Genomic DNA, 21,092 nt, shown 5'->3' with positions numbered 1-21,092 from the left:
AAAGATGCTTTTGACCTATTTAACCTACCCCTTTGTTCAATATGCCCTCGTTGCCGGGGTGCTCATTGCCTTTTCCGCCTCATTACTGGGGGTGACCTTGGTCTTGCGGCAGTTTTCACTTATCGGGGATGGCCTATCCCACGTGGCCTTTGGTGCCATGGCGGTGGCCATGGTCCTACAGTTGACAAACAAAATGGTTGTGATTCTGCCATTGACCATCCTTACCGCCGTCATCCTGCTGAAACGGGGTCAGCAGATGCGTGTCATGGGGGATGCCGCCATTGCCATGGTTTCGGTGGGGGCCTTGGCCCTGGGGTACCTCCTGGTAAATCTCTTTTCCCAATCAGCTAATATCAGCGGGGATGTTTGTACAACCCTTTTCGGTTCAACCTCCATCCTTACGCTAACAGGATCGGATGTGGTGCAGTGTCTGGTTTTATCCATTGTTGTTATTCTGGTGTTTGTTTTTTTCTATCACCGGATCTTTGCCCTGACTTTTGATGAAACCTTCACCAAAGCCATGGGGCTGAATACCGAGGCCTATAATCTCCTCATTGCCATCATTACGGCGATCATCATCGTTCTAGCCATGAATTTAGTGGGCTCTCTCTTGGTTTCGGCCCTCATTGTTTTTCCAACCCTCTCGGCCATGCAGCTGTTTCGTAGCTTTAAGCAGGTGGTAGTGGTCTCTGGAGCGCTTTCGGTCCTTTTCACGGTGGCGGGGATTTTAACCGCCATCATGCTTTCGACCCCTGTGGGTGCCACCATTGTCGCCATGGGGATGACGGTATTTTTACTGTTTTATGGATTGGGTAGAATAGGAGGTCAGTGATGAAGAAAAAAAGACGCTGTGGTTTAATATTGTGCATGGTGCTGTTGCTTCTCTTTTTAAGCGGGTGTGAGGGCACTAATAAACCCGTGGATTACGATTCAACCCAAATGGGTGAAACCCTGGGGTACTCCCAAGCGGTACAGATTTTAAATGCACCCCAGGATTATGTGGGAAAAACCATTCGAATCCAGGGGGTGTTCAAGGTCGCTATATCAAAAAACACTGACTATTTTTGCTTTTATACCCCCATCTCTGATGTGACGGCATGCTGCTCAGTGCCCCTGGAATTCACCTGGGAGGCAGGCAGCTATCCCGATGATTACCCGGAGGTTGGCACACCCATTGAAATAACCGGAGAATTCCAAAGCTATAAAATTGACGGGGCAAAGGCGACCTTTTATCATTTAACCCATACGACGGTAAAAATCTTAAAATAAATAAAAAAATTCCAAAGGGGATTGACAAAATAAGTTAGTTAAGTTAAACTTTATTCATCGATTGAAACTCCTCTTACTCAATAATCGATGGGATGGAAGCTGCAGTACACTTTTTACAAGTTTAACTCTCTCCTAACTTTAACGAATAGATTTGAAAGCGCAGCCTTCCTTCAAGACCCTACCCATGCGGCAGGGTCTTTTCATTTATTAGAATCCCTTAAGCTTCTGTGGTATAATAATCTAAATATGCTAAAAATATACAAGGTGAACGATGAATATTAATTGTAAAATACTACGTGATTTATTAACACCCGAGGAACTTTTGCGCGGCGATTATGGCGTTGAGCGCGAAGGTCTAAGGGTGACGCCGGAAGGCAAGCTGGCAACGACCTTACATCCGGAACCCTTTGGTAACAAGCTGATCAATCCCTTTATTACCACCGATTTTTCAGAAAGCCAAATCGAGGTGGTGACACCCACCGTAGACACCATTGATAAGGCCTACACAGCCTTAACCTGGCTCTGTGATGCCGTACAGGATGTGCTGCCGGAGAATGAATTTTTCTGGCCCCAATCCATGCCCTGCGATATTCCTGAGGATGATGAGATCCCCATCGCGATTTACGAAGGACGTCCCGATGCGGGGAGTGCTATGGCTTACCGCCAGGGGCTCATTGAAAAATACGGTGGAAAGAAACAGCTGATTTCAGGGATTCATTTGAATTTTTCCTTTAAGGATGAGGATATTGAAACGGTTCGGCGTACCATCGCCCCGGAGTATAGCCATCAGGCTTTTAAAGATGCGGTTTATCTGAAAATCGTCCGCAATTATCTGCGATACCGTTGGCTTATTATTTATCTCACCGGGTGTAGTGTTGGCCTGCACAAGAGCTATATACCAGATTGTGTGGCTCAGATGTCCCCGGTGGATGATGCCGGCTCTTATCTGGAGACCACCGGACCATCCTTTCGAAATTCAGCCTGTGGCTATAAAAACCTTTTTCCCCTGTACCCGGACTATACTTCGGTGGAGTCTTTTGTAGAGGATGTTCAGGGTTATGTGGATAAGGGATATCTTTCTGCAGCCAAGGAGCTCTATACCCAGATACGGATGAAGCCCAGGGATGCGGTCAATGTTCTGGAATCCCTGAGAGAAGACGGCATTAAATATCTGGAGATCCGTACCATTGATCTCAATGTGTACGATCCCTGTGGCATTGCAAAAATCGATATGGAATTTGTCCATCGCTTTATTTTGTACATGCTTATTAAGCCAGAGGAGGATTACCCCCAGTGGCAGCAGGAAGGTCTTTTAAATGAAGAGGCCGTAGCTGTTGGTGGGTTACAGCCCGGTTTTAAAATCAAACGAAATGGCCAGATGGTGGATATGCGGGCCTGGGCCATGGAAATATTAGAAGATATGGCAGAGATGGAACAAAATCTTGGACTTTCGGACGGTGTTCTGGACACCATGCGCATCCGGGTAGAGCATCCGGAAACCACCTATGCCGCCCGTCAGGTGGCGGATATCGAGGATCAGGGATTTTTGGGAAGTCAGATGAAAAAGGCCCGGGAATATAAGGCCGAGAGCCAAGGGCGTGAAAACATTTTAAGGGAATACGGTGATGCCGATGAACAGGTCCAGAAGAAGCATCAGGAGAATATGACGACAGGAAAGGCCTTTCCCAAGCTATAGGAATGAAAGAAGGAGCAGCAATGGGATTAGTATATGAAAAAAAACAGCGGGTCAATGGCTACGAGTGTACCTACGACTATCAGCTGTCGCCCGTGGCGGTAATGAATTATTTTCAGCAAAGCAGCCAGGAGCAAAGCGAGGCTCTGGACGTTGGACCCAAGGCCATGGAAGCAGCTGGCTTGGCTTGGTTCTTAGTGAAGTACGATTTGCGCTTTATGGCGTACCCGGTCTTTAATCAGGAGATTACGGTGGAAACCGAGGCCATAGCCTTCCATGGCTTTGCTGCCCACAGACGTTTTGCCATTAGAGATCAGGATGGGACGGTCATGATCGAGGCGGACACGGAATGGATGCTCATCGATACGGAAAGCGGCCGCTTGCGCCGGATGGACGCCGTTCCCCAGAATGCGGTTTATCAGGCCGGGAATCAAACCGATTTTAATCTGCGGCGGCTGACGAAGGTTTCTGGGTGGACAGAGGAAAAGCAGTTTCAGGTCCGCTATTTGGATATTGATTTCAACACCCATGTGAACCATGTGAAGTACCTGGCCTGGGCTCTGGAAATCCTGCCTCTGGAAGAGGTGAAATCCATGGCCCTTTCCCAGGTGAAAATTATTTATAAGAACCAGGGCTTTTATGGCGATATAGTGACGGTCCGTTCGGCTCAGATGGCCAATCATCACTACCGTGTGGATGTCATCAATCAACGGGATGAGCTGCTGTGCCAGCTTGAATTAATTTTGTCCTAGAATAAAAAATGGGGATCCGCAATATTATTTATTGAAGGTCCTTTTTAATTTTCAAAAATAAGGATATAATAACACCATAACAATTGACTAAAGGATGACGAAATGAAGCGATATATACTCGTACGCCATGTGGAAACCCAAGGAAATGTGGAGGGCCGCCTCAACGGTCATACCGAATCCCCCTATACCAAGCGGGGGCTTGTGATGAAAGAACGCCTTCTTGAAGAAATCCAGGCCATCCATCAGCACACCCCCATTAACCGGGTGTATGCCAGCCCCATCAGCCGTGCTCGGATCATTGGGGAAGAGGCTTCTGCCATTCTGGGGGTGCCCTTTTCGGTAGAGCCGGTATTAAAAGAATTTAACTTTGGTATTTTTGACGGCCTTACCATCGCTGAGGCCGAGGTGAAGGACCCGGCGGCCTGGAAAGAATGGATGGAAGATTATAATTTTACCATGCTCCCAGAAGGTGAATCCTATGTGGAGTATCATCAGCGCCTGAAACACTTTATTGAGGAAGAGGACAAGGAGGAAGAGGATCAGACGGTTCTCATCGTCGCCCATGGAGGAACCGTTCACAGTCTGCTGCTTAACCTGCTGGATTTACCCTTAGATGTTAAATGGCATTTTGAAATCAAATTAGGGGGGATTGCCATCATTCGCTGCCCAGAGGGCTATGGAATACTGGAAACCCTGTATGCACCAGAGTATGAATAAGGAGCGTGTCATTGGAAGAAATCACGAAAGAGTTACTCATTGAGTCGCCGGAGATCCTCGCCAAGGTCTTCGGCCAGTATGATGAAAATATTAAGATGATTGAGGGACGGCTGAATATTGATGTCATCGTCCGGGATAACACCTTAAAAATCCGGGGGGGAGCCAAGGCGGTGGATGCCGGCATCCGGGTGGTGGAAGAAATGGTAAAAACCGTCGCCGTTCAGGGGACGATTACCAAGGATACCACGGATTATATCCTCCAGCTGGAGGCCAAGGGACTTTCCAAGGAATACGGTGCCCTCCGGGAAGACACCATCTGTTTTACCACCCGGGGAAAGCCCATTCGCAGCAAAACCATCGGCCAGAAAAAATACATTGAGGCCATCCGAAAGAATGAGATGGTCTTTGGCATCGGTCCGGCAGGGACAGGAAAAACCTATCTCGCCATGGCCATGGCCATTACGGCCTTTAAAAATGGAGAGGTTGACCGCCTGGTCCTGACCCGGCCCGCGGTGGAAGCCGGAGAAAAGCTGGGCTTTTTGCCGGGGGACCTACAGGATAAAGTAGACCCCTACCTGCGCCCATTGTACGATGCCCTCTTTGAAATCATGGGAGCAGAGGCCTTTGAACGAAATATGGAAAAAGGACTCATCGAGGTGGCTCCCCTGGCTTATATGCGGGGGCGGACCCTGGAAAATGCCTATATTATACTAGACGAGGCCCAAAACACCACCCCGGAGCAGATGAAGATGTTTTTAACCCGCTTTGGGGCAGGCTCTAAGGTGGTGGTCACCGGGGATGTTACCCAGGTGGATTTGCCCGAGGGAAAACGTTCGGGACTTAAGGAAGTACAGCATATCCTAAAGGGGGTGGCGGGCATCGCCTTTATTCAGTTTACAGAATCGGATGTGGTGCGTCATCGGCTGGTCCAACGGATTATAGAGGCCTATGATAAAAATGAAAAGCAGCGACAAGCCCGGGCAGAAAAGCGAAAGGTTAAGGAAAATGATTAAAATTGAGTTTGATAACCGGACCGATCAAGTGGTGGATGATGCCCTGAAAGCCCAGATTTTAGAGTTTATTAAGCGGACAGTGGAAAGTGAGGGCATCGAACCGGAGGTAGAGGTAGAAATCAGCTATTCCATGGTGACACCAGATGAAATTCAAGCCATTAATGCAGAATATCGCCATCAGGACAAAGCGACGGATGTGCTCTCCTTTCCCATGAATGATTTCACCCCAGAGGATGAGGTTATTGAGCTTGAGGAAGGGATGCCTCTGGTTTTAGGGGATATCATCGTGAATTTGGAGCAGGCTGAGAAGCAGGCCAAAGAATACGGCAATACCTTTGAGGCGGAGGTATGCTATTTATCCGTCCATTCCACCTTACACCTGCTGGGCTACGACCATATGGTTCCAGAGGATAAACAGGTGATGCGCACCCGTGAAAAGGCCATTATGGGTCAAGAGGACTGATTGGAGAGGGGGGGATGAAATGCGACGCTTAAGGAGTAGTTTTCATTATGCCATCCAAGGGGTGAGTTATGTTTTGCGAACCCAACCCAATATGAAGATTCATACGATTATTGGGGTTTTAGCCATTTTGGCCGGGTTTTATTTCCATATCACCACTCCCGAGTGGCTGGCACTGGTCATTGTCATTGGCTTTGTCTTAATCCTCGAGGTGGTCAATACCGCGGTGGAAACCCTGGTGGACCTCTACACCGAAGAATATCACGATTTGGCCAAGGCCAGTAAGGACACGGCGGCAGGTGCCGTCCTTCTCATGGCGGGGGTTTCTGTTGTGGTGGGGCTCATTATTTTTGGACCCCGGCTTTGGCAGCTCATCATCACGACCGTGACGGCCATGGGAGGAATTTAAGATACTATCGATAGAATGGGAAAAGACCAGTCGGATGAAGGGTCATCAAATAGAGAAGGAAGTTTAATCAATGGAAAAAGAATTTCAATCAGGTTTCATCAGCATCGTCGGACGTCCCAATGTAGGCAAATCCACCCTGCTCAATGCCATTATGAAGGAAAAGCTGGTGATTACCTCCAGCAAACCCCAAACCACCCGGAACGCCATCCGCTGCATCCACACCGAGGATGATTGCCAGATGGTCTTCATCGATACCCCCGGGATGCATCGCCCGAAGAACAAGCTGGGGGATTATATGCAAAAGGCAGCCATGGATACCCTGGGGGACGTGGATGTGGTGCTCTACCTGGTGGAGCCGGAAAAAAAACTGGGCCCCGGGGATCAATATATTTTAGAGAAGCTCTCCAAAATTAAAACGCCCATCCTCCTCGTTCTGAATAAAATTGACACCGTACCCAAGGAGGAGCTGTTGGAAACCATTGCTCTTTATCAGTCCTACGATTTTCTCCAGGCCATTCTGCCTATATCGGCCCGGGATGGGGACGGTATTGAAGAGCTGCTCACCCTCATCCGGAAGGATTTGCCGGAGGGCCCCATGTTTTTCCCTGATGACATGATTGTGGATCAAAGTGAGCGGTTTATTGTCGCAGAGCTGATCCGAGAGAAAATCCTCAACCTCCTCCGGGATGAAATTCCCCACGGAGTGGCCGTGGAAATCTCCATGATGAAGGAACGGCCCAATAAAAGTATTTTGGACATTGACGCCACCATTTTCTGTGAAAAGAAAAGCCACAAGGGCATCATTATTGGGAAGCAGGGGGCTATGCTGAAAAAAATCGGGAGTCAGGCCCGACGGGATATTGAATTCTTTTTAAAAACGCCGGTAAATCTCCAGCTTTGGGTAAAGGTCCGGGCCGATTGGCGGGAGCGGAATTACGATTTAAAGGATCTGGGTTATTTTGACTAATGGCCCAGGTTAAGACACGGGCCCTGGTCATCAGGGAGCAGCCCTTCCAGGAGCAGGACAAAATACTCACCCTGTTTACGGAGAAGGAGGGCAAGCAAAAGGCCATTGCCAAGGGGGTTAGGCGCAGTAAAAGCCAACTGGTGGCAGCCACCCAGCTCTTTTCCTTTAGTGAGTTTGTCTACTATCCGGGAAAGAATTTTGCCGCCATCAATCAGGCGACTTTAGTTGAAGCCTTCTACCCCCTGCGCCAGGATTTACTCAAGATGTCCTTGGCTTCTTATATTTTAGAGCTGCTGGATGCCTTTTATGATTTTTATCAGGGGAACCCGGCGGTTTTAAAGGTGGCCAACCATATATTGTACTATTTATCCCAGGGACAGGCGGTCAGTGACACCGCGCTGGTGGCAGCCTTCCAGCTGAAGATTGCAGAGGCCCAGGGGATTCGGCCCATTCTTTCTGCCTGTGCCCATTGCAAAAAAACAGAGGAATTGATATACTTTTCCATCGATGGGGGCGGGGCCATCTGTCGGGACTGCTCAGGGGATGAAGGGTATACCTACCGCTTGCTTTCAGAACAGCTGTCCGTCATGGAGACCTTGCTCATTAAGCCCATTAAGGTCATCCGGGATATGGATTTGCCCGATGAGACGATCCGGCGGATTATGGATATCATGGATCATTATATTTCATTTAATTTGGATAAGAAGCTTTCGGCCTATCAGTTTTACAAGGATGTTGTGGGAAACTGAATAATACATTTTTAGGAGGAACCTATGGGAAAATATCGTATGCTGCACACTATGATCCGGGTGATGGATCTGGAAAAATCTTTAGCTTTTTATGAAGACGCCCTGGGACTGACAGAGGTCCGCAGGAAGGATAAGCCCGAGGGTAAGTTTACCCTGGTCTATTTGGGGGATGGTCAGACCGACTTTACCCTGGAGTTAACCTATAATTACGACCCGGAAGTTCCCTACGATTTAGGGAATGGCTACGGTCACCTGGCTCTGGAAGTGGACGACTTGGAAGCCAGCCATGATGAGCACATTGCCAAGGGCTACACGGTCACCAATTTAAGCGGCCTGGACGCAGGGAAGAAGAGCTATTACTTCATTACCGATCCCGATGGTTACAAAATTGAGATTTTGAGAAAAAAGTAATGGATGAGGGGGAAAAGGCACCACTACTTGTGGTGGAAATCAAGGACATTCCCTATGTTTTCGAGAGCAATGGCCCCTTGGAATTTGAGCAGTATTCGGAAATTCGAAGCATTGCAGAGGATCCAGCTATTTATGAGATGAATGCCAATTGCATCAACCCGGATGTTTTGGCCTATCAATTCATTCGACAAACGGCCAGGCAAACCGGGATTCATTTATCGATGTGTCAAACCTGGCCCAAACTGAGTCTCAATCTGCGAAAAGAGTGATGGTTAAGAGCGCTGTCCCACAAAAAACGCCAATAGGTCCTGTGGGACAGCTTCTTTATAAATAATTTTTGTAATATTTCCCATTGTAGGATGAATAATAATTGACAAAAAATTGTAATTGGGTTATTATTAATTTGTCTTAAGGAAGTAGTAATTGATTCACATATTTTTGCAGATCATTTTACTCTAGTATAAGTGGTTTGCGAAAATATGTGATTTTTTTATCGGTTCCTTGGATATTAAGGATTTAGGAGGTACCGTGATGAACGCAGGTACAGTAAAATGGTTTAACAGTGAAAAAGGATTTGGATTCATCTCCCGTGAAGATGGCGACGATGTATTCGTACATTTTTCCGCAATCGTGTCCGATGGCTTCAAAACCCTGAACGAAGGACAAAGTGTAACTTTTGACATCGAAGATGGCCCCCGTGGCTTACAGGCAAAGAACGTTGTAGCACAGTAATTCATTTAAAGAAAAACGCCCTGGAGGTTGCTCTGGGGTGTTTTTTTATTGGATGAAGCCAAGTTATTTGTTATAATACAGGTAAAGTAGAAATATAGAACCAAAAGGATGTAAAATTGGACGAAACCTCAAAGAATGCCTTCAAATGGTGCGCCCTTCTCATGGCTGTCACCATTGCCAGTGCCATCGGCTATTGGCTTTATATGGTGCGTGAGCGCAATGTAGAAATTGATATCGGCCTCTACGGTCCTAGAGTGAGTGCTCAAAATAATAATGAAGATGATTATCAGAAGATTCCGAAGTACACGGTATCCTGCAATCGTAAGGGGACCATCCATCAGATGGAGGTGTTTTCCCTCATCCCGGAAAGTGAGGAGCTGCTAAAAACCAGCTTTTCAGGCTCAGACGAGAGGCGAAGCATGGGCTATACTGTGGGTGGAAAGACATGGTACTATCAGGATGTCTTTATTCAAATCCTGAAGGAGATTAATGGCGAATGGCAAAGCCTTTATACCTACGATTTGGATGACTGCAGCCAGGAGGGACTCTTTAACCTGGGGATCGTCAGGCGGCAGGGAGACCAGGGTTCTGCGGTTGAAGTGGGGAACCAGCTCGATTTCCAGTTGGTTCGTTTTGTGGATCGCTTTAATCAGCAGCACGATTTCCTCATTACAGAGTATACCATTTTAAATCCAGCTGGATTGAGCGTTCAAACAGATACCCAGATTTTTGATTTAGAAGATCCAGCCAGCACCAGTGACCGTCAGAAAATGGCTATCCTTGGGAGACTGGAGGATACTCTAAATGATCCCAATGATGACATCGGGGTGTACAAAATTCTCCAAGGAAGCGGAAACACAGGCCCCTATGCCCTTAGCCGCCTCTTTGAATACAATGCGGTCACCGGAAGGTACGAAATCCAACAAACCGTGAAGCAGGCCTGGCTGGCTGAGATGGACACGCTGATCCAGCAGGCAGCGTCAAAATAAAGGATGAAAACAAATGAACAAGCAAAAGTTATCGGCCCCAGGGACCCTTGCCCAGTGGATTGATGCCTCTGAAATAGCACTGGATACCGGGGATTTTACCAAAATTAAATTAAACCGTCAGGGGGATGTCATGACGGCAGAGTACGGTGCGGACACCATTAGCATTCGCTTTGCCAAAAAGGATCAAGGCCATGTCCTCCTGCGCATCGAATGCGATGATGAGCAGGTATTGGAATGGTATAAATCCTGTGTGGCGGATGTCATAAAAAATCCGGAAAAATTTGAAGATTATTATGCCGAGGAAGAGGAATTTGATCCCATTGGCCAAAATCCACCATCACCAGGCCCGGCAGCGGCGGTGCCGCCAACGGATGATGCATTGGGGGAAGATGGCGGTAGCCCCAAAGGAAAGCTTAAAAGGCTATTGGTAAAAAAATGGGCGATGGTTGTTTTAATCATTGCGCTCCCCCCCCTTGGCTTATACGTGTTTTATCGCTACCATCGCAGTGGCTTTGGACGACGTGTGGTGATTACCCTGGTGACCATTCTGTACACCTTATTTATTTGGCTGGGATTCTTTGGGATCAATACCGGTTTTGGTTTATCCACCATTACGACCTGGTTTGGGGAGATTACCCATACGACCCAGCAGAAAATTGATAATGTAACGGCGACACCAGCCCCCACACCAACGGTGGAGGTCAATCCAGAGGAATAAAAGAGAACAATACGCATCGGCAAAATGATACGGGTATAAACAGACAAGAAAAAGGGGAGGGCATTTCGATGCCAAAGAGAAAATGTGTCTTGATTGTGGATGACCGGCGGGTAAACCGCCTGGTTTTATCTGGGATTTTGAAGGAAGATTACACAATCCTGGAAGCAGAAAATGGAAAGATTGCCTTAGATATATTACACCAACAAAAGGAGCGTATTGCTGCGGTCTTGCTGGATATTACCATGCCTGTGATGAATGGGTATGAGGTGATGGCAGCTATGAGCGGCGATACGCTTTTGTCAAAGATTCCGATTATTGTAACAACTGGAGATGATGCTTCAGACACTGAGGTTTTGGCTTTGTCCATGGGAGCGAATGATGTTTTAGTGAAGCCCTATAAGCCTGCGGTTATTAAGCACCGATTGGCAAATACCATCAAGCTTAGAGAAACAGCGGCTCTGGTCAATGCCGTCCGTAAGGATGTATTGACGGGAGTCCTGAAAAAAGAATTCTTTTATGAGCAGATAACGATGAATATTAAAGGAAAACCATCGGAAAGTTATGACCTTATCTGCTGTGATATCGAACGTTTTAAGTTGGTTAATGATCTATTTGGAATGGATATCGGGGATGCGCTGCTTAAACACTTGGCCGGTTTGATGGAGAGTTATTTTGCAGAAAAAGGGATTTGTGGCCGGATTGGTGTGGATCAATTTGCCTGCTTACTGCCCCATCGACCCTCCTATGACAAATCTTGTTTTGATGAAATGATTGCCAAGGTCAATCGATTTCCTATTCCCATCAGCCTGAGGCTTCGTTTTGGCATTTATGTCATTAAGGCACTGGATATTCCGGCAAACGTGATGTGCGACCGCGGGGTGATTGCCTGTAAGTCCATAAAGGGACAGTACGATATACCTTACGCCTACTACGATGATATCATTCGTCAAGACCTTCTTTTTGAGCAATCCATTCTTGATGAAATGGAAATTGCGGTTCAGGACAATCAGTTCAAGGTATATTATCAGCCTAAATACGATGTGAAGAAGGAAGCCGTCGTCGGGGCAGAAGCACTAATCCGGTGGGTCCATCCCAAAAAAGGATTGATGTCCCCAGGGACCTTCATTCCCATTTTTGAACGCAATGGCTTTATTACAAAGCTTGATCAGTATGTGTGGCGGACGGTCTGTCAAACATTAAAAGACTGGCAGGATCGAGGACAGCGGTTGATCCCCATTTCGGTGAATATCTCAAGGTTGGATATTTACCGTACCGATTTACCGGAGTGCTTATTGGGGCTGGTGGACGAGGCCGGAATTCATCCCCGTTACCTCCATTTAGAAATCACCGAGACAGCCTATACAGAAGATCCGGAGCAGCTGATCAAAACGGTTAAAAGACTGAAGGCCTTGGGATTCGTTATTGAAATGGACGATTTTGGCTCGGGGTATTCGTCCCTGAATATGCTGTCCCAGATGCCCCTGGACATTCTCAAACTGGATATGCCATTCATTCAAAATGAAACAAAAAATGGTGGAAGTCCGAGTATTTTGAGCTTTGTTATAAGTTTAGCCAAATGGCTGAATTTGGATGTTGTGGCAGAGGGCGTGGAAACAAAGACCCAGCTGGATATCCTGCAAAAAATGGATTGCCACTGTGTCCAGGGGTACTATTATGCAAAGCCCATGCCACGTACCGCGTTTGAAGCTCACTTGAAAAGGTCCGTTATTGCCGATTGTGATACGGTTTCCCCAGAAAATTATGTGCCTAGCAATCAGGTTGCAATCCACAATGGAGGGACAAAACGGGTGATGATGATCGTTGATGATGTTGAGGTCAACCGAAAGATTTTGGCAGAAATTTTTTGGAACACTTATACCATCGTCGAAATTAATAATGGACAAACTGCTTACGATTATGTTCTTAAAAACTATAAAATGGTCGACATTATCTTATTGGATTTGGTGATGCCGATTATGGGCGGATTCCAGCTGCTGGGACGATTGAAAGCGAATCCGGATACCTGTGATATCCCGGTAATCATTACCTCAAAGCTTGGTGAAGAGGGGGAGGCCAGAGCTCTATCCATGGGGGCAGATGATTTTATTGCAAAGCCTTATAATACAGAGGTTGCCCAACATCGGGTCAATAATGCTTTGGCAGAGTCCAAGTTACGCCTCATGGAAAGAGAAACGCTCTTGAGCCAGGAAGTAGAGGCCATACGCTATCAGGCTGAGCACGATGCCTTGACGGGTCTGTATAACCGCATCGCTTTAGAAACACGGATGAACGCGTTTTTTGCAGCACCTGGACCCAATGATGGAGCCTTTATCACTTTGGATCTAGATAATTTCAAGACCATTAACGATGTGTTTGGCCATGATAAGGGGGATGCGGTTCTAGTCGATATTGCCGATATTTTGCGATGCCATTTTGATAAGGATGATATTATCACGCGCTTGGGAGGGGATGAATTTGCTGTTTTCCTACCAACGTTGACGGATCTGCCAAAGCTACATAAACGTGTCAGCCTGCTTTGCAGAAAGCTCCGGGTACAGTATGGTGGCGTGGAAATAACAGCGACGGCGGGTGTATCCATCGCACCAGATCAAGGCACCAATTATCAAACCCTTTATAAGAATGGAGATAGTGCCTTATTGGTGGCTAAGCGGCTTGGGAAAAACCAGTATCAGATTTATGACCACGAAATGCCCATGCCATCCCCTGTACTTTCTCGAAATTTAGATTGGCTTTTAGACGAAACCAGCGATGGGATTATGGTCTGTGACACAGAGAATTACGATGTACTCTACCTTAATCATGTCGTTGGTGACATTGCAGGGTGCGACCGACGTACCGGGTCAGGGAAAAAATGCTATAATCTGATTTGGGGATATACAGAGCCCTGTCCTCACTGCGTGCCTTTGGCTGAAATGTCTAAGGAGTACTGTGAGCATGAGGTGGTCGATCAAGCGAGGGGAAAACATTACATCATTAAAGGAAAGCTGACGGAATGGGGAGGCAAAACCGCCAGGATTCAGTATATTCAAGATAATACTGCCCGGGCGGCCATTGCCAAACAATTGACGGATCTCTCAGAAGACCGTAAGCGGCTGCTGGATTTAATGCCAGGGGGGATTTTCCGTTATCGTGCAGAGGATAATGATACCTTTGATTTTGTAAGTGAGAATATGTTGAAAATGTTGGGCTATAGCCGACAGGGTTTCGATGAAAAGTTTGGCCGTTCCTTTTAAAAAATGGTCTGGCATGAAGACCGGGAACGGGTTCTCAATGAAATTAGCACTCAAATTGCGGTAGGAAATGTGGATGAATGCGAATATCGGATTGAAAAGGAAGATGGCAGTCTCTGTTGGGTTCATGATATTGGCCATTTGGTGCAGGATGAAAATGGACAGGGTTGGTTTTATGTCACCATTATCGACATTACAAAGGAGCGTTTGATTACCGAGAGCCTTAATGAACAACGGCTAAAGCTGGAGATTGCCCTATCCCACTCTGGACTTCAATATTGGGAACACGATTTACTAACGGATACGTGTATTAATGGTATCCAGGGAGCAAATTTAGGGTTTGCAGATGTCATTCCTCAGTACAGTCGGTTTCTGGTAGAGAGCGGCATCATTCCGCCAGAATATGTCGGCCTGTATCAAGAAAAACAGCAAGAGCTTTATGACGGGGTAAAGGCAGTTTGTTATGATATTCCACTTTACGAACCTTCGGGTCAGCGGATTTGGTGGCGAATAAGATGCACAAATATTTTTGATGATCAGGGAAGCCCCATCAAAACCATTGGGACAGCAGAGAATATTGGACAGTTTAAAATGGAAAGAGCCATCAATCCGGAATAGGGGGAGGTGTAATCCGTTGAAACATCAGTTTAAATTAATGTTAATTATAGTGGTCATGCTTATGATCAGTACGCTGCCGGTTCGGGCAGCAAGTACCGAAAAAACAGTCAAAGTGGCTGTGATGAACTATCCTAATTTTATTGAGCGTGAAGTGGATGGTACGGTGAAAGGATATGCCGCAGAATATTTAAGTGATATTGCCGATTATAATGGATGGACCTTGGATTATGTGGATCTGTCCTTTAGCCAGGCCCTGGAAAATCTAGAACAAGGTGCTATAGATATTGTTGTCGGCGTACAGAAGGCCCCCGGGCGTGAGGATCTCTATGATTTTTCGGAAGAAAGCATGGGAGAAAATGGTGCATTGCTTTGTGTGAAGACTGATAATACCCATTACGCCTACGAGGATTACAGCAATTTCAATGGCCTGCGCATCGGCGGTATTGCAGGTTCAGCCTATCGTTCTTTATGCCAGGAAACCATGGCCGAAAAAGGTGTTTCAGTCATTATGTCGGAATATGCCACTGATCAGGAGGCCCGTACGGCTTTAGACTCTGGTCAGGTCGATGCCCTGATGATGGGAACCATACGGTATACCAATGATTATAAAGTCATAGCCCGGATGACCCCAGTGGATATGTACTTTGCCTGCAACGCGAATGATCCCTCAATTAAAACAGGAGTGGATACCGCCCAAGCCCATATTCACACCAATAATCGCTATTATGAGATGTCTCTGGATAAAGAATATTTTGATGATGTCCAAAATTCACAGGCGTTTAGTAAGGCGGAGCAGGAATATATTGTAAAGCTGGGCTCCATCAATTTGGGATATGTTTCGAATCAGGATCCTGTGTCCTATGAGGATACGAACACTGGAGAATTTGCAGGAATGACCCGGGATATTGTGGATAAGATTGCCGAAATTAGTGGGCTTTCCATTCAGTATATTCCTTTGCCTCCAGGAAAAGTCAGCTATGACTATTTAACGGAAAATAAAATCGGATTGATTGCCAGTGTGGAATACAACAGCATTAATCTGAAAACAAAGGGATTACGGCTATCGAATCCCTATTTGGCAGCCCAAAAGGTATTCGTAGGAAAATCTGATACAAACTTTGACAAAAATGCGTCTTATAAAATTGCCATGGCCACAGGGTCAGGGAGTGTTGAGGCTTTTTTGCAAACTAAATATCCCAATTTTACTATTGACGTATATGATACGGTGGAGGAAAGCTTTCAGGCGGTTTTAGATGGGAAAGCCGATTTAGCGATGCAGAACCAATATGTGGTGACCTATCTTTTATCCAAGCCCCAGTATGAAAGCTTGTCGGCCTTTCCTGTGGAGGGGCTGAGCGATCAACTTTGCCTCAGTGCGGTTTCCCTTGTTGATGAAAATGGGAACTCCAATCCCCTATTATCAGATCCTATGCTGATTTCAGTTCTCAATAAAAGCATCGCCCAAATCGATGAGGATACCGTGTCCCAGATCATCGCCAAATATACCACCGGAAAGCCTTATCATCTTACCTTGGGGGATATGCTATACAAATATCGGGTGCCTTTCATCTTTATCGTTTTACTCATCCTGTTGTGCGTTCTTATGTTTTGGCAGATTTTAAACATTCGTCAAAAAAATACAGAGAAAATTCAGGAGAAAAATAAACAGCTTTCCGAATCAGTCCTACAGGCAGAGCATGCGAATCAAGCCAAGTCCCAATTTTTAGCCAGGATGAGTCATGAAATCCGAACACCCATGAATGCTATTGTGGGTTTAACGGAAATCGCCAAACATCATGCGGATGATTCGCTAAAAATAAAAGACTATTTATCTAAAATTGATGCATCTGCAAAAATTCTCTTGGGTATTATCAATGATGTGTTGGATATGTCGGCGATTGAAAGTGAAAAGCTAAAAATTGCCCATAATCCCTTTGATTTAAAAGCTCTTTTAACATCCCTTACTACCTTGTATTACACGCAGTGTAAAGAAAAGGAAATTGAGTTTGAGGTATTGCTTTCTGGCGTCACAGAGGAAATGCTGGTAGGGGATGCCCTGAGGCTTAACCAAATTCTCCTGAATCTTTTGTCCAATGCGTATAAATTCACGCCAAAGGGTGGAAGCATTAAGGTTTTAATCACCCAAGAGGATCGTCAGGGAGAAAAAATATACTTTCGGTTTGCGGTTACGGATACCGGTGCTGGTATTTCCAAGGAAATGCAAACCCGTATTTTCAAGCCCTTTGAGCAGGAGAGTGCGGAAACGGCTCAAAACCATGGGGGCAGCGGTTTAGGCCTATCCATTACTAAAAGTTTGGTTGAAATGATGCATGGTGCCATAACGCTGGAGAGCACCATTGGAGTGGGAACGACCTTCGCCGTAGAACTTCCTTTTGACAGCATATCGGATTTATCACAAAATGAACCGGCAGAGTTTAGGGATATTAAAGCCTTAGTGGTAGATGATGATGCCCAGACCTTGGAATACACTACCATAGTGCTCGAACGTATTGGCGTTCAATTTGAAACAGCGGAGGGCGGGGAGGATGCTCTGACACGGATTCAGGATGCCTATACAGCAGGCAGTGGCTATGATCTTTGCTTTGTCGACTGGAAAATGCCGGGAACAAATGGGGTAGAGGTCACCCGAAAAATTCGGGAGTTGTATGATGAGGATACGATTATCATCATCGTTTCAGCCTACGACCTTTCTGAAATCGAAGACGAAGCCAAGGCAGCCGGGGCGAATATGTTTATCCCTAAACCCTTGTTTCAATCGACAGTTTATAATGTGCTGATGACGTTAAGCGGTGGAAAATATACAAAAGCCACGGCCGATGAACAGGACTATAATTTTGATGGAAAACGTATTTTATTGGCAGAGGACAATGAAATAAACCGTGAAATTGCCATTGATTTATTGGAACTGGTTGGCCTAAGCGTGGATTGCGCGGGAGATGGAAAGGAAGCGCTAGAAGGCTTTATGGCCATGGAGCCAGGAACCTATGACGCTATTTTGATGGATGTTCAGATGCCCTTTATGGATGGTTATGAAGCGGCTAAGGCAATTCGTAAATCCGATCATCCTGAAGCAGCGACGATACCGATATACGCCATGACGGCGAATGCTTTCACAGAGGATGTATCCGAAGTCTTTTCCAGTGGAATGAATGGTCATATCGCAAAGCCGATTGATACTCAGATACTATACAGCACTCTAAAGCAATGCTTTGATCAACAGAAACCATAATCCGTAAAAAACGTGCCCTGCCACCAGAGTGGTACCGGGCACGTTTTTTATCTGTGTTAATTATAATTCGATGGTAATCTCCTTGCCGGAGGGGACATAGGCATCATAGGTGACACCAGCCATTTCAAACATACGCTTTGAAGCCAGCACGCTGTCGGAATCGGCGTATTTATCTTCCCCATAAATCACCCGCTTAATCCCGGATTGAATAATGGCTTTGGCACACTCATTACAAGGGAAGAGGGTGGCGTACAAGGTAGCGCCCTTTAAAGAGCGGCCGCCACTATTTAAAATAGCATTAAACTCAGCATGGCATACATATAAATATTTAGTGTTTAAGGGATCACCTTCCCGCTCCCAGGGCATATGGTCGTCATCGCAGCCTGTGGGCATTCCATTGTATCCCATGGTCAGTATTTTATTATCGGCATCGACGATGCAAGCGCCTACCTGGGTGCCGGGGTCCTTGCTGCGCTGGGCAGCCAGATGGGCAATACCCATGAAGTATTCGTCCCAGCTGATATAATCATTTCGCTTCATCATAACCTCCGTTGATGTTATTTCATAAAGTATATCATTTTTTTTGCCTTGAATTCCTTAAAAATGAATATATTTTCTTTCTGCACAAGAAAATTCTTGAAATTCTTTTGAAAAAGACTGAAAATCCGTATTGACAATTTATGCAGTTAAGGTATAATAATCCAGTAACCTTTTAGCGCCCGTAGCTCAGGTGGATAGAGCAATGGTCTCCGAAGCCATGTGCCGTACGTTCGAATCGTATCGGGCGCACCATATTCGATAAATATAAGAGTCTTAAACACAAGGAATCCTCGTGTTTAAGACTTTTTTATTTTTTGAAAAATTTGATAAATCAAAAACTTAAGCACAGAATTGAATACGGGAACAAATAAAAAATGATTGACAAAGCCACGGGAATCCTTTAGACTGTATGAAACATTAATTTTATAACATATATGTTTAATATGTTTATATTTATAGAGGAGGACCGACCATGAAAGAGACCCACAATGATCATCATGAGCACCATGGACATGATCATGAGCATCAGCATCGAAGTAAAATTCAATTTGACCGCAATGGTATTCCAAAGGTTTTATCCCCAAAGGAATCCGTTCATTCGGAGGATTATCCAGATGATTATTCTAAGGCGGTTAACACTTATCGAAAAACATTTCCCAATAAACAGCGGGTGTTGGCTGAAACCCCAGACCCTGGAGTAAAGGAAATGATGGAACGAATGGCGTATCTGAACATCGACACAGCCTTTGATCGCTTTGATGCCCAGCAGCCCCAGTGTATTTTTGGGCTGGGGGGAACCTGCTGTAAGAATTGTAATATGGGTCCCTGCCGGATTACCAAGAAGAGCCCCCGGGGCGTCTGTGGTGCAGATGCAGACCTGATTGTTGCGAGAAATCTGCTGCGCAGCGCAGCGGCCGGGGCGGCCCAACACGGTATGCATGCCCGGGAGGTTATCCTGATGTTAAAATGGGCGGCCCAGGGGAAGATGGATATTGCCATCGATGGGGAGCATAAAATCCGGACCATGGCAAAGGCCTTTGGCATTCAAACCGCCCATCGCCAGCTTAAGCACATTACCATCGATTTGGCGGATCGGCTGTTAAAGGATTTATCCCAAACCGAGCCCGATGATTATGCCACCATTTCTGCCTGTGCCCCTAAGGAACGCCAGCAGATATGGAAGGAGATGGATATCCTGCCCATTAGCGCGTATCATGAGGTTTTTGAAGCCTATCATAAATCGGGCTGTGCCATTGATAGCGATTGGGAGAGCATCATGCGGCAATTCCTGCGCTGTGGATTAGTCTTTACCTTCAGTGGGGTTCTGGGGGCTGCCATTGCCACGGATGCTTTACTGGGCATTGGGGACCGGGCGACGGCTAAAACCAATATTGGGGCCCTGAAGGAGGGCTATGTTAATATTGCCGTCCATGGCCATTTGCCCGTACTGGTCCGGGAAATCGTGAAAACAGGATACAGTGAAAAGTATCAGAAGCTGGCCCGGGAAAAGGGGGCAAAAGGCATTCAGTTTTATGGTATCTGCTGCTCCTCCCTGGCGGCGATGTATCGTTACAGTGGGGTTATTCCCCTGTCCAATGCCATTAGTGCGGAGTTGGTTCTGGGGACTGGGGCCCTGGATCTCTGGGTGGCAGATGTCCAGGAAATCTATCCCGCAATCATGGATGTGGCCCGTTGTTACCAGACAACGGTTGTCACGACGAGTGATTCCAATCGACTGCCCGGGGCGGAGCACATAGGATATGACCACCACCACAGCAATATCGATGAAACAGGGCAGATTGCAGAGCGGATTGTGGAGCGGGCCATTGAAAGCTTTGAAAAGCGCCGGCACATTCCGGTGTTCATTCCCCCCTATGAGATTGAGGCAGAGGTTGGGTTTTCAGTGGAGTATATCCAAAAAATCCACGGAGGCCTTGAGAAAATGGCCGAGGCTCTGCGTTCAGGGGAGATCCTCGGGATAGTGAATCTGGTGGGCTGTAATAATCCCAAGGTGGTTTATGAAAAGGCCATTGTGGATGTGGCGGAGGTGCTCCTTAAGCACAATGTGCTGATCATTACCAATGGCTGTGCCTCCTTCCCATTGATGAAGCTGGGCTTCTGCCAAACCACAGAGCTGGCCTACGGGCGGGTGGGGGCATCCCTTCGGGCCTTCCTGGAGCCTGATAATCTTCCCCCGGTTTGGCATGTGGGAGAATGTATTGATAACGCCCGGTCCTCGGCTTTTTTTGCAGGGATTGCCGGAGAATTCGACAGGGCCATCCATGAGATGCCCTATGCCTTTACTTCTCCGGAATGGTCCAACGAAAAGGGCTTGGATGCGTCCCTGGGCTTTCGGCTCATGGGGGTGAACACCTACCACTGTGTGGAGGCACCCATTCATGGCTCGGAGAAGGTCATCCGGTTTTTGAAGGAGGATACCCGCAGCACCCTCGGTGCCGTCATGGTGGTGGATGCCGATCCCGTGGCCCTTGGGGAAAAAATGGTGGCGGACCTTCAGTCAAAACGGAAAGCCCTGGGATGGTAAGAGGATAAA

At 46.6% G+C, this 21,092-nt stretch carries 20 protein-coding genes and 1 tRNA gene; 20 read left to right on the top strand and 1 reads right to left on the bottom strand.

Annotated features, from left to right (window positions below):
* Positions 1–4: 4 nt before the first annotated feature.
* The 18 genes from BLW33_RS09010 to BLW33_RS08925 all read left to right on the top strand — a co-directional run bounded on the left by BLW33_RS09010 (position 5) and on the right by BLW33_RS08925 (position 17,998).
* Complete coding sequence (locus BLW33_RS09010; RefSeq protein ID WP_090307857.1) at positions 5–832, top strand: metal ABC transporter permease; 828 nt, start codon at positions 5–7, stop codon at positions 830–832.
* The gene (locus BLW33_RS09005) at positions 832–1,269 is read left to right on the top strand and encodes a hypothetical protein (RefSeq protein WP_090307854.1); all 438 of its coding nucleotides are present in this window, start codon (positions 832–834) and stop codon (positions 1,267–1,269) included. Before BLW33_RS09010 ends, BLW33_RS09005 begins: the two co-directional genes overlap by 1 nt.
* Positions 1,270–1,540: 271 nt before the next feature.
* Positions 1,541–2,965 carry a hypothetical protein gene (locus BLW33_RS09000; RefSeq protein WP_090307851.1) on the top strand — a complete coding sequence of 475 codons (1,425 nt, stop codon included), beginning with the start codon at positions 1,541–1,543 and terminating at the stop codon, positions 2,963–2,965.
* A gap of 20 nt (positions 2,966–2,985) precedes the next feature.
* On the top strand, positions 2,986–3,714 hold the full coding sequence (locus BLW33_RS08995; protein ID WP_176966686.1) for an acyl-[acyl-carrier-protein] thioesterase: 729 nt from the start codon (positions 2,986–2,988) through the stop codon (positions 3,712–3,714).
* Positions 3,715–3,816: 102 nt separating this feature from the next.
* Positions 3,817–4,431, top strand: coding sequence for a histidine phosphatase family protein (locus tag BLW33_RS08990; RefSeq protein WP_090307845.1), 615 nt, complete (start codon positions 3,817–3,819; stop codon positions 4,429–4,431).
* A gap of 11 nt (positions 4,432–4,442) precedes the next feature.
* Positions 4,443–5,444, top strand: a complete 1,002-nt coding sequence (locus BLW33_RS08985) for a PhoH family protein (RefSeq protein ID WP_090307843.1) — start codon at positions 4,443–4,445, stop codon at positions 5,442–5,444.
* The gene (ybeY, locus tag BLW33_RS08980; RefSeq protein ID WP_090307840.1) at positions 5,437–5,907 is read left to right on the top strand and encodes an rRNA maturation RNase YbeY; all 471 of its coding nucleotides are present in this window, start codon (positions 5,437–5,439) and stop codon (positions 5,905–5,907) included. Before BLW33_RS08985 ends, ybeY begins: the two co-directional genes overlap by 8 nt.
* Positions 5,908–5,926: 19 nt before the next feature.
* Complete coding sequence (locus tag BLW33_RS08975; protein WP_090307838.1) at positions 5,927–6,313, top strand: diacylglycerol kinase family protein; 387 nt, start codon at positions 5,927–5,929, stop codon at positions 6,311–6,313.
* Positions 6,314–6,383: 70 nt separating this feature from the next.
* On the top strand, positions 6,384–7,280 hold the full coding sequence (gene era, locus BLW33_RS08970) for a GTPase Era (protein ID WP_090307834.1): 897 nt from the start codon (positions 6,384–6,386) through the stop codon (positions 7,278–7,280).
* Positions 7,280–8,029 carry a DNA repair protein RecO gene (gene recO / locus BLW33_RS08965; protein WP_090307831.1) on the top strand — a complete coding sequence of 250 codons (750 nt, stop codon included), beginning with the start codon at positions 7,280–7,282 and terminating at the stop codon, positions 8,027–8,029. The genes era and recO overlap by 1 nt, the downstream gene beginning before the upstream one ends.
* 24 nt (positions 8,030–8,053) lie before the next feature.
* Positions 8,054–8,440, top strand: a complete 387-nt coding sequence (gene gloA / locus BLW33_RS08960; protein ID WP_090307828.1) for a lactoylglutathione lyase — start codon at positions 8,054–8,056, stop codon at positions 8,438–8,440.
* Positions 8,440–8,709 (top strand): hypothetical protein, encoded by a 270-nt coding sequence (locus tag BLW33_RS08955; RefSeq protein WP_090307824.1) that lies wholly within the window; start codon positions 8,440–8,442, stop codon positions 8,707–8,709. Before gloA ends, BLW33_RS08955 begins: the two co-directional genes overlap by 1 nt.
* A 262-nt stretch (positions 8,710–8,971) precedes the next feature.
* Positions 8,972–9,172, top strand: a complete 201-nt coding sequence (locus tag BLW33_RS08950; RefSeq protein ID WP_090243411.1) for a cold-shock protein — start codon at positions 8,972–8,974, stop codon at positions 9,170–9,172.
* Between the two features lie 116 nt (positions 9,173–9,288).
* Complete coding sequence (locus BLW33_RS08945) at positions 9,289–10,161, top strand: hypothetical protein (RefSeq protein WP_090307821.1); 873 nt, start codon at positions 9,289–9,291, stop codon at positions 10,159–10,161.
* A 13-nt stretch (positions 10,162–10,174) separates the two neighbouring features.
* Positions 10,175–10,879 (top strand): hypothetical protein, encoded by a 705-nt coding sequence (locus BLW33_RS08940; protein ID WP_090307818.1) that lies wholly within the window; start codon positions 10,175–10,177, stop codon positions 10,877–10,879.
* A 68-nt stretch (positions 10,880–10,947) separates the two neighbouring features.
* A complete protein-coding gene (locus BLW33_RS08935; protein ID WP_090307815.1) occupies positions 10,948–14,133 on the top strand; it encodes an EAL domain-containing protein in 3,186 nt (1,061 codons plus the stop codon).
* A gap of 3 nt (positions 14,134–14,136) precedes the next feature.
* Positions 14,137–14,748, top strand: a complete 612-nt coding sequence (locus tag BLW33_RS08930) for a PAS domain-containing protein (RefSeq protein WP_090307812.1) — start codon at positions 14,137–14,139, stop codon at positions 14,746–14,748.
* A 37-nt stretch (positions 14,749–14,785) separates the two neighbouring features.
* On the top strand, positions 14,786–17,998 hold the full coding sequence (locus BLW33_RS08925) for a response regulator (protein ID WP_176966685.1): 3,213 nt from the start codon (positions 14,786–14,788) through the stop codon (positions 17,996–17,998).
* A gap of 60 nt (positions 17,999–18,058) precedes the next feature.
* Here BLW33_RS08925 and BLW33_RS08920 read toward each other — a convergent pair whose 3' ends face one another.
* Positions 18,059–18,538 carry a deoxycytidylate deaminase gene (locus BLW33_RS08920; RefSeq protein ID WP_090307807.1) on the bottom strand — a complete coding sequence of 160 codons (480 nt, stop codon included), beginning with the start codon at positions 18,536–18,538 and terminating at the stop codon, positions 18,059–18,061.
* A gap of 175 nt (positions 18,539–18,713) precedes the next feature.
* On the opposite strand from BLW33_RS08920, the gene BLW33_RS08915 reads away from it, so the two are divergent.
* Together BLW33_RS08915 and BLW33_RS08910 are read left to right on the top strand one after the other, a co-directional pair.
* A tRNA-Arg gene (locus tag BLW33_RS08915) sits at positions 18,714–18,790 on the top strand.
* 220 nt (positions 18,791–19,010) lie between these two features.
* Positions 19,011–21,083: an anaerobic carbon-monoxide dehydrogenase catalytic subunit gene (locus tag BLW33_RS08910; protein ID WP_090307804.1), complete on the top strand. Its 2,073-nt coding sequence runs from the start codon at positions 19,011–19,013 to the stop codon at positions 21,081–21,083.
* Positions 21,084–21,092 lie beyond the last annotated feature (9 nt).

This window comes from Eubacterium aggregans (assembly GCF_900107815.1).
Classification (GTDB): Bacteria; Bacillota; Clostridia; order Eubacteriales; family Eubacteriaceae; genus Eubacterium_O; species Eubacterium_O aggregans.
This window is presented reverse-complemented; position numbering and strand designations above follow the sequence as displayed.

Excerpts from the sequence above, each read along its gene's own strand:
- BLW33_RS09010 (WP_090307857.1), top strand. The coding sequence starts at position 5 with ATGCTTTTGACCTATTTAACCTACCCCTTTGTTCAATATGCCCTCGTT.
- BLW33_RS09005 (WP_090307854.1), top strand. The coding sequence starts at position 832 with ATGAAGAAAAAAAGACGCTGTGGTTTAATATTGTGCATGGTGCTGTTG.
- BLW33_RS09000 (WP_090307851.1), top strand. The coding sequence starts at position 1,541 with ATGAATATTAATTGTAAAATACTACGTGATTTATTAACACCCGAGGAA.
- BLW33_RS08995 (WP_176966686.1), top strand. The coding sequence starts at position 2,986 with ATGGGATTAGTATATGAAAAAAAACAGCGGGTCAATGGCTACGAGTGT.
- BLW33_RS08990 (WP_090307845.1), top strand. The coding sequence starts at position 3,817 with ATGAAGCGATATATACTCGTACGCCATGTGGAAACCCAAGGAAATGTG.
- ybeY (WP_090307840.1), top strand. The coding sequence starts at position 5,437 with ATGATTAAAATTGAGTTTGATAACCGGACCGATCAAGTGGTGGATGAT.
- BLW33_RS08975 (WP_090307838.1), top strand. The coding sequence starts at position 5,927 with ATGCGACGCTTAAGGAGTAGTTTTCATTATGCCATCCAAGGGGTGAGT.
- era (WP_090307834.1), top strand. The coding sequence starts at position 6,384 with ATGGAAAAAGAATTTCAATCAGGTTTCATCAGCATCGTCGGACGTCCC.
- recO (WP_090307831.1), top strand. The coding sequence starts at position 7,280 with ATGGCCCAGGTTAAGACACGGGCCCTGGTCATCAGGGAGCAGCCCTTC.
- gloA (WP_090307828.1), top strand. The coding sequence starts at position 8,054 with ATGGGAAAATATCGTATGCTGCACACTATGATCCGGGTGATGGATCTG.
- BLW33_RS08955 (WP_090307824.1), top strand. The coding sequence starts at position 8,440 with ATGGATGAGGGGGAAAAGGCACCACTACTTGTGGTGGAAATCAAGGAC.
- BLW33_RS08950 (WP_090243411.1), top strand. The coding sequence starts at position 8,972 with ATGAACGCAGGTACAGTAAAATGGTTTAACAGTGAAAAAGGATTTGGA.
- BLW33_RS08940 (WP_090307818.1), top strand. The coding sequence starts at position 10,175 with ATGAACAAGCAAAAGTTATCGGCCCCAGGGACCCTTGCCCAGTGGATT.
- BLW33_RS08935 (WP_090307815.1), top strand. The coding sequence starts at position 10,948 with ATGCCAAAGAGAAAATGTGTCTTGATTGTGGATGACCGGCGGGTAAAC.
- BLW33_RS08930 (WP_090307812.1), top strand. The coding sequence starts at position 14,137 with ATGGTCTGGCATGAAGACCGGGAACGGGTTCTCAATGAAATTAGCACT.
- BLW33_RS08925 (WP_176966685.1), top strand. The coding sequence starts at position 14,786 with ATGTTAATTATAGTGGTCATGCTTATGATCAGTACGCTGCCGGTTCGG.
- BLW33_RS08920 (WP_090307807.1), bottom strand. The coding sequence starts at position 18,538 with ATGAAGCGAAATGATTATATCAGCTGGGACGAATACTTCATGGGTATT.
- BLW33_RS08910 (WP_090307804.1), top strand. The coding sequence starts at position 19,011 with ATGAAAGAGACCCACAATGATCATCATGAGCACCATGGACATGATCAT.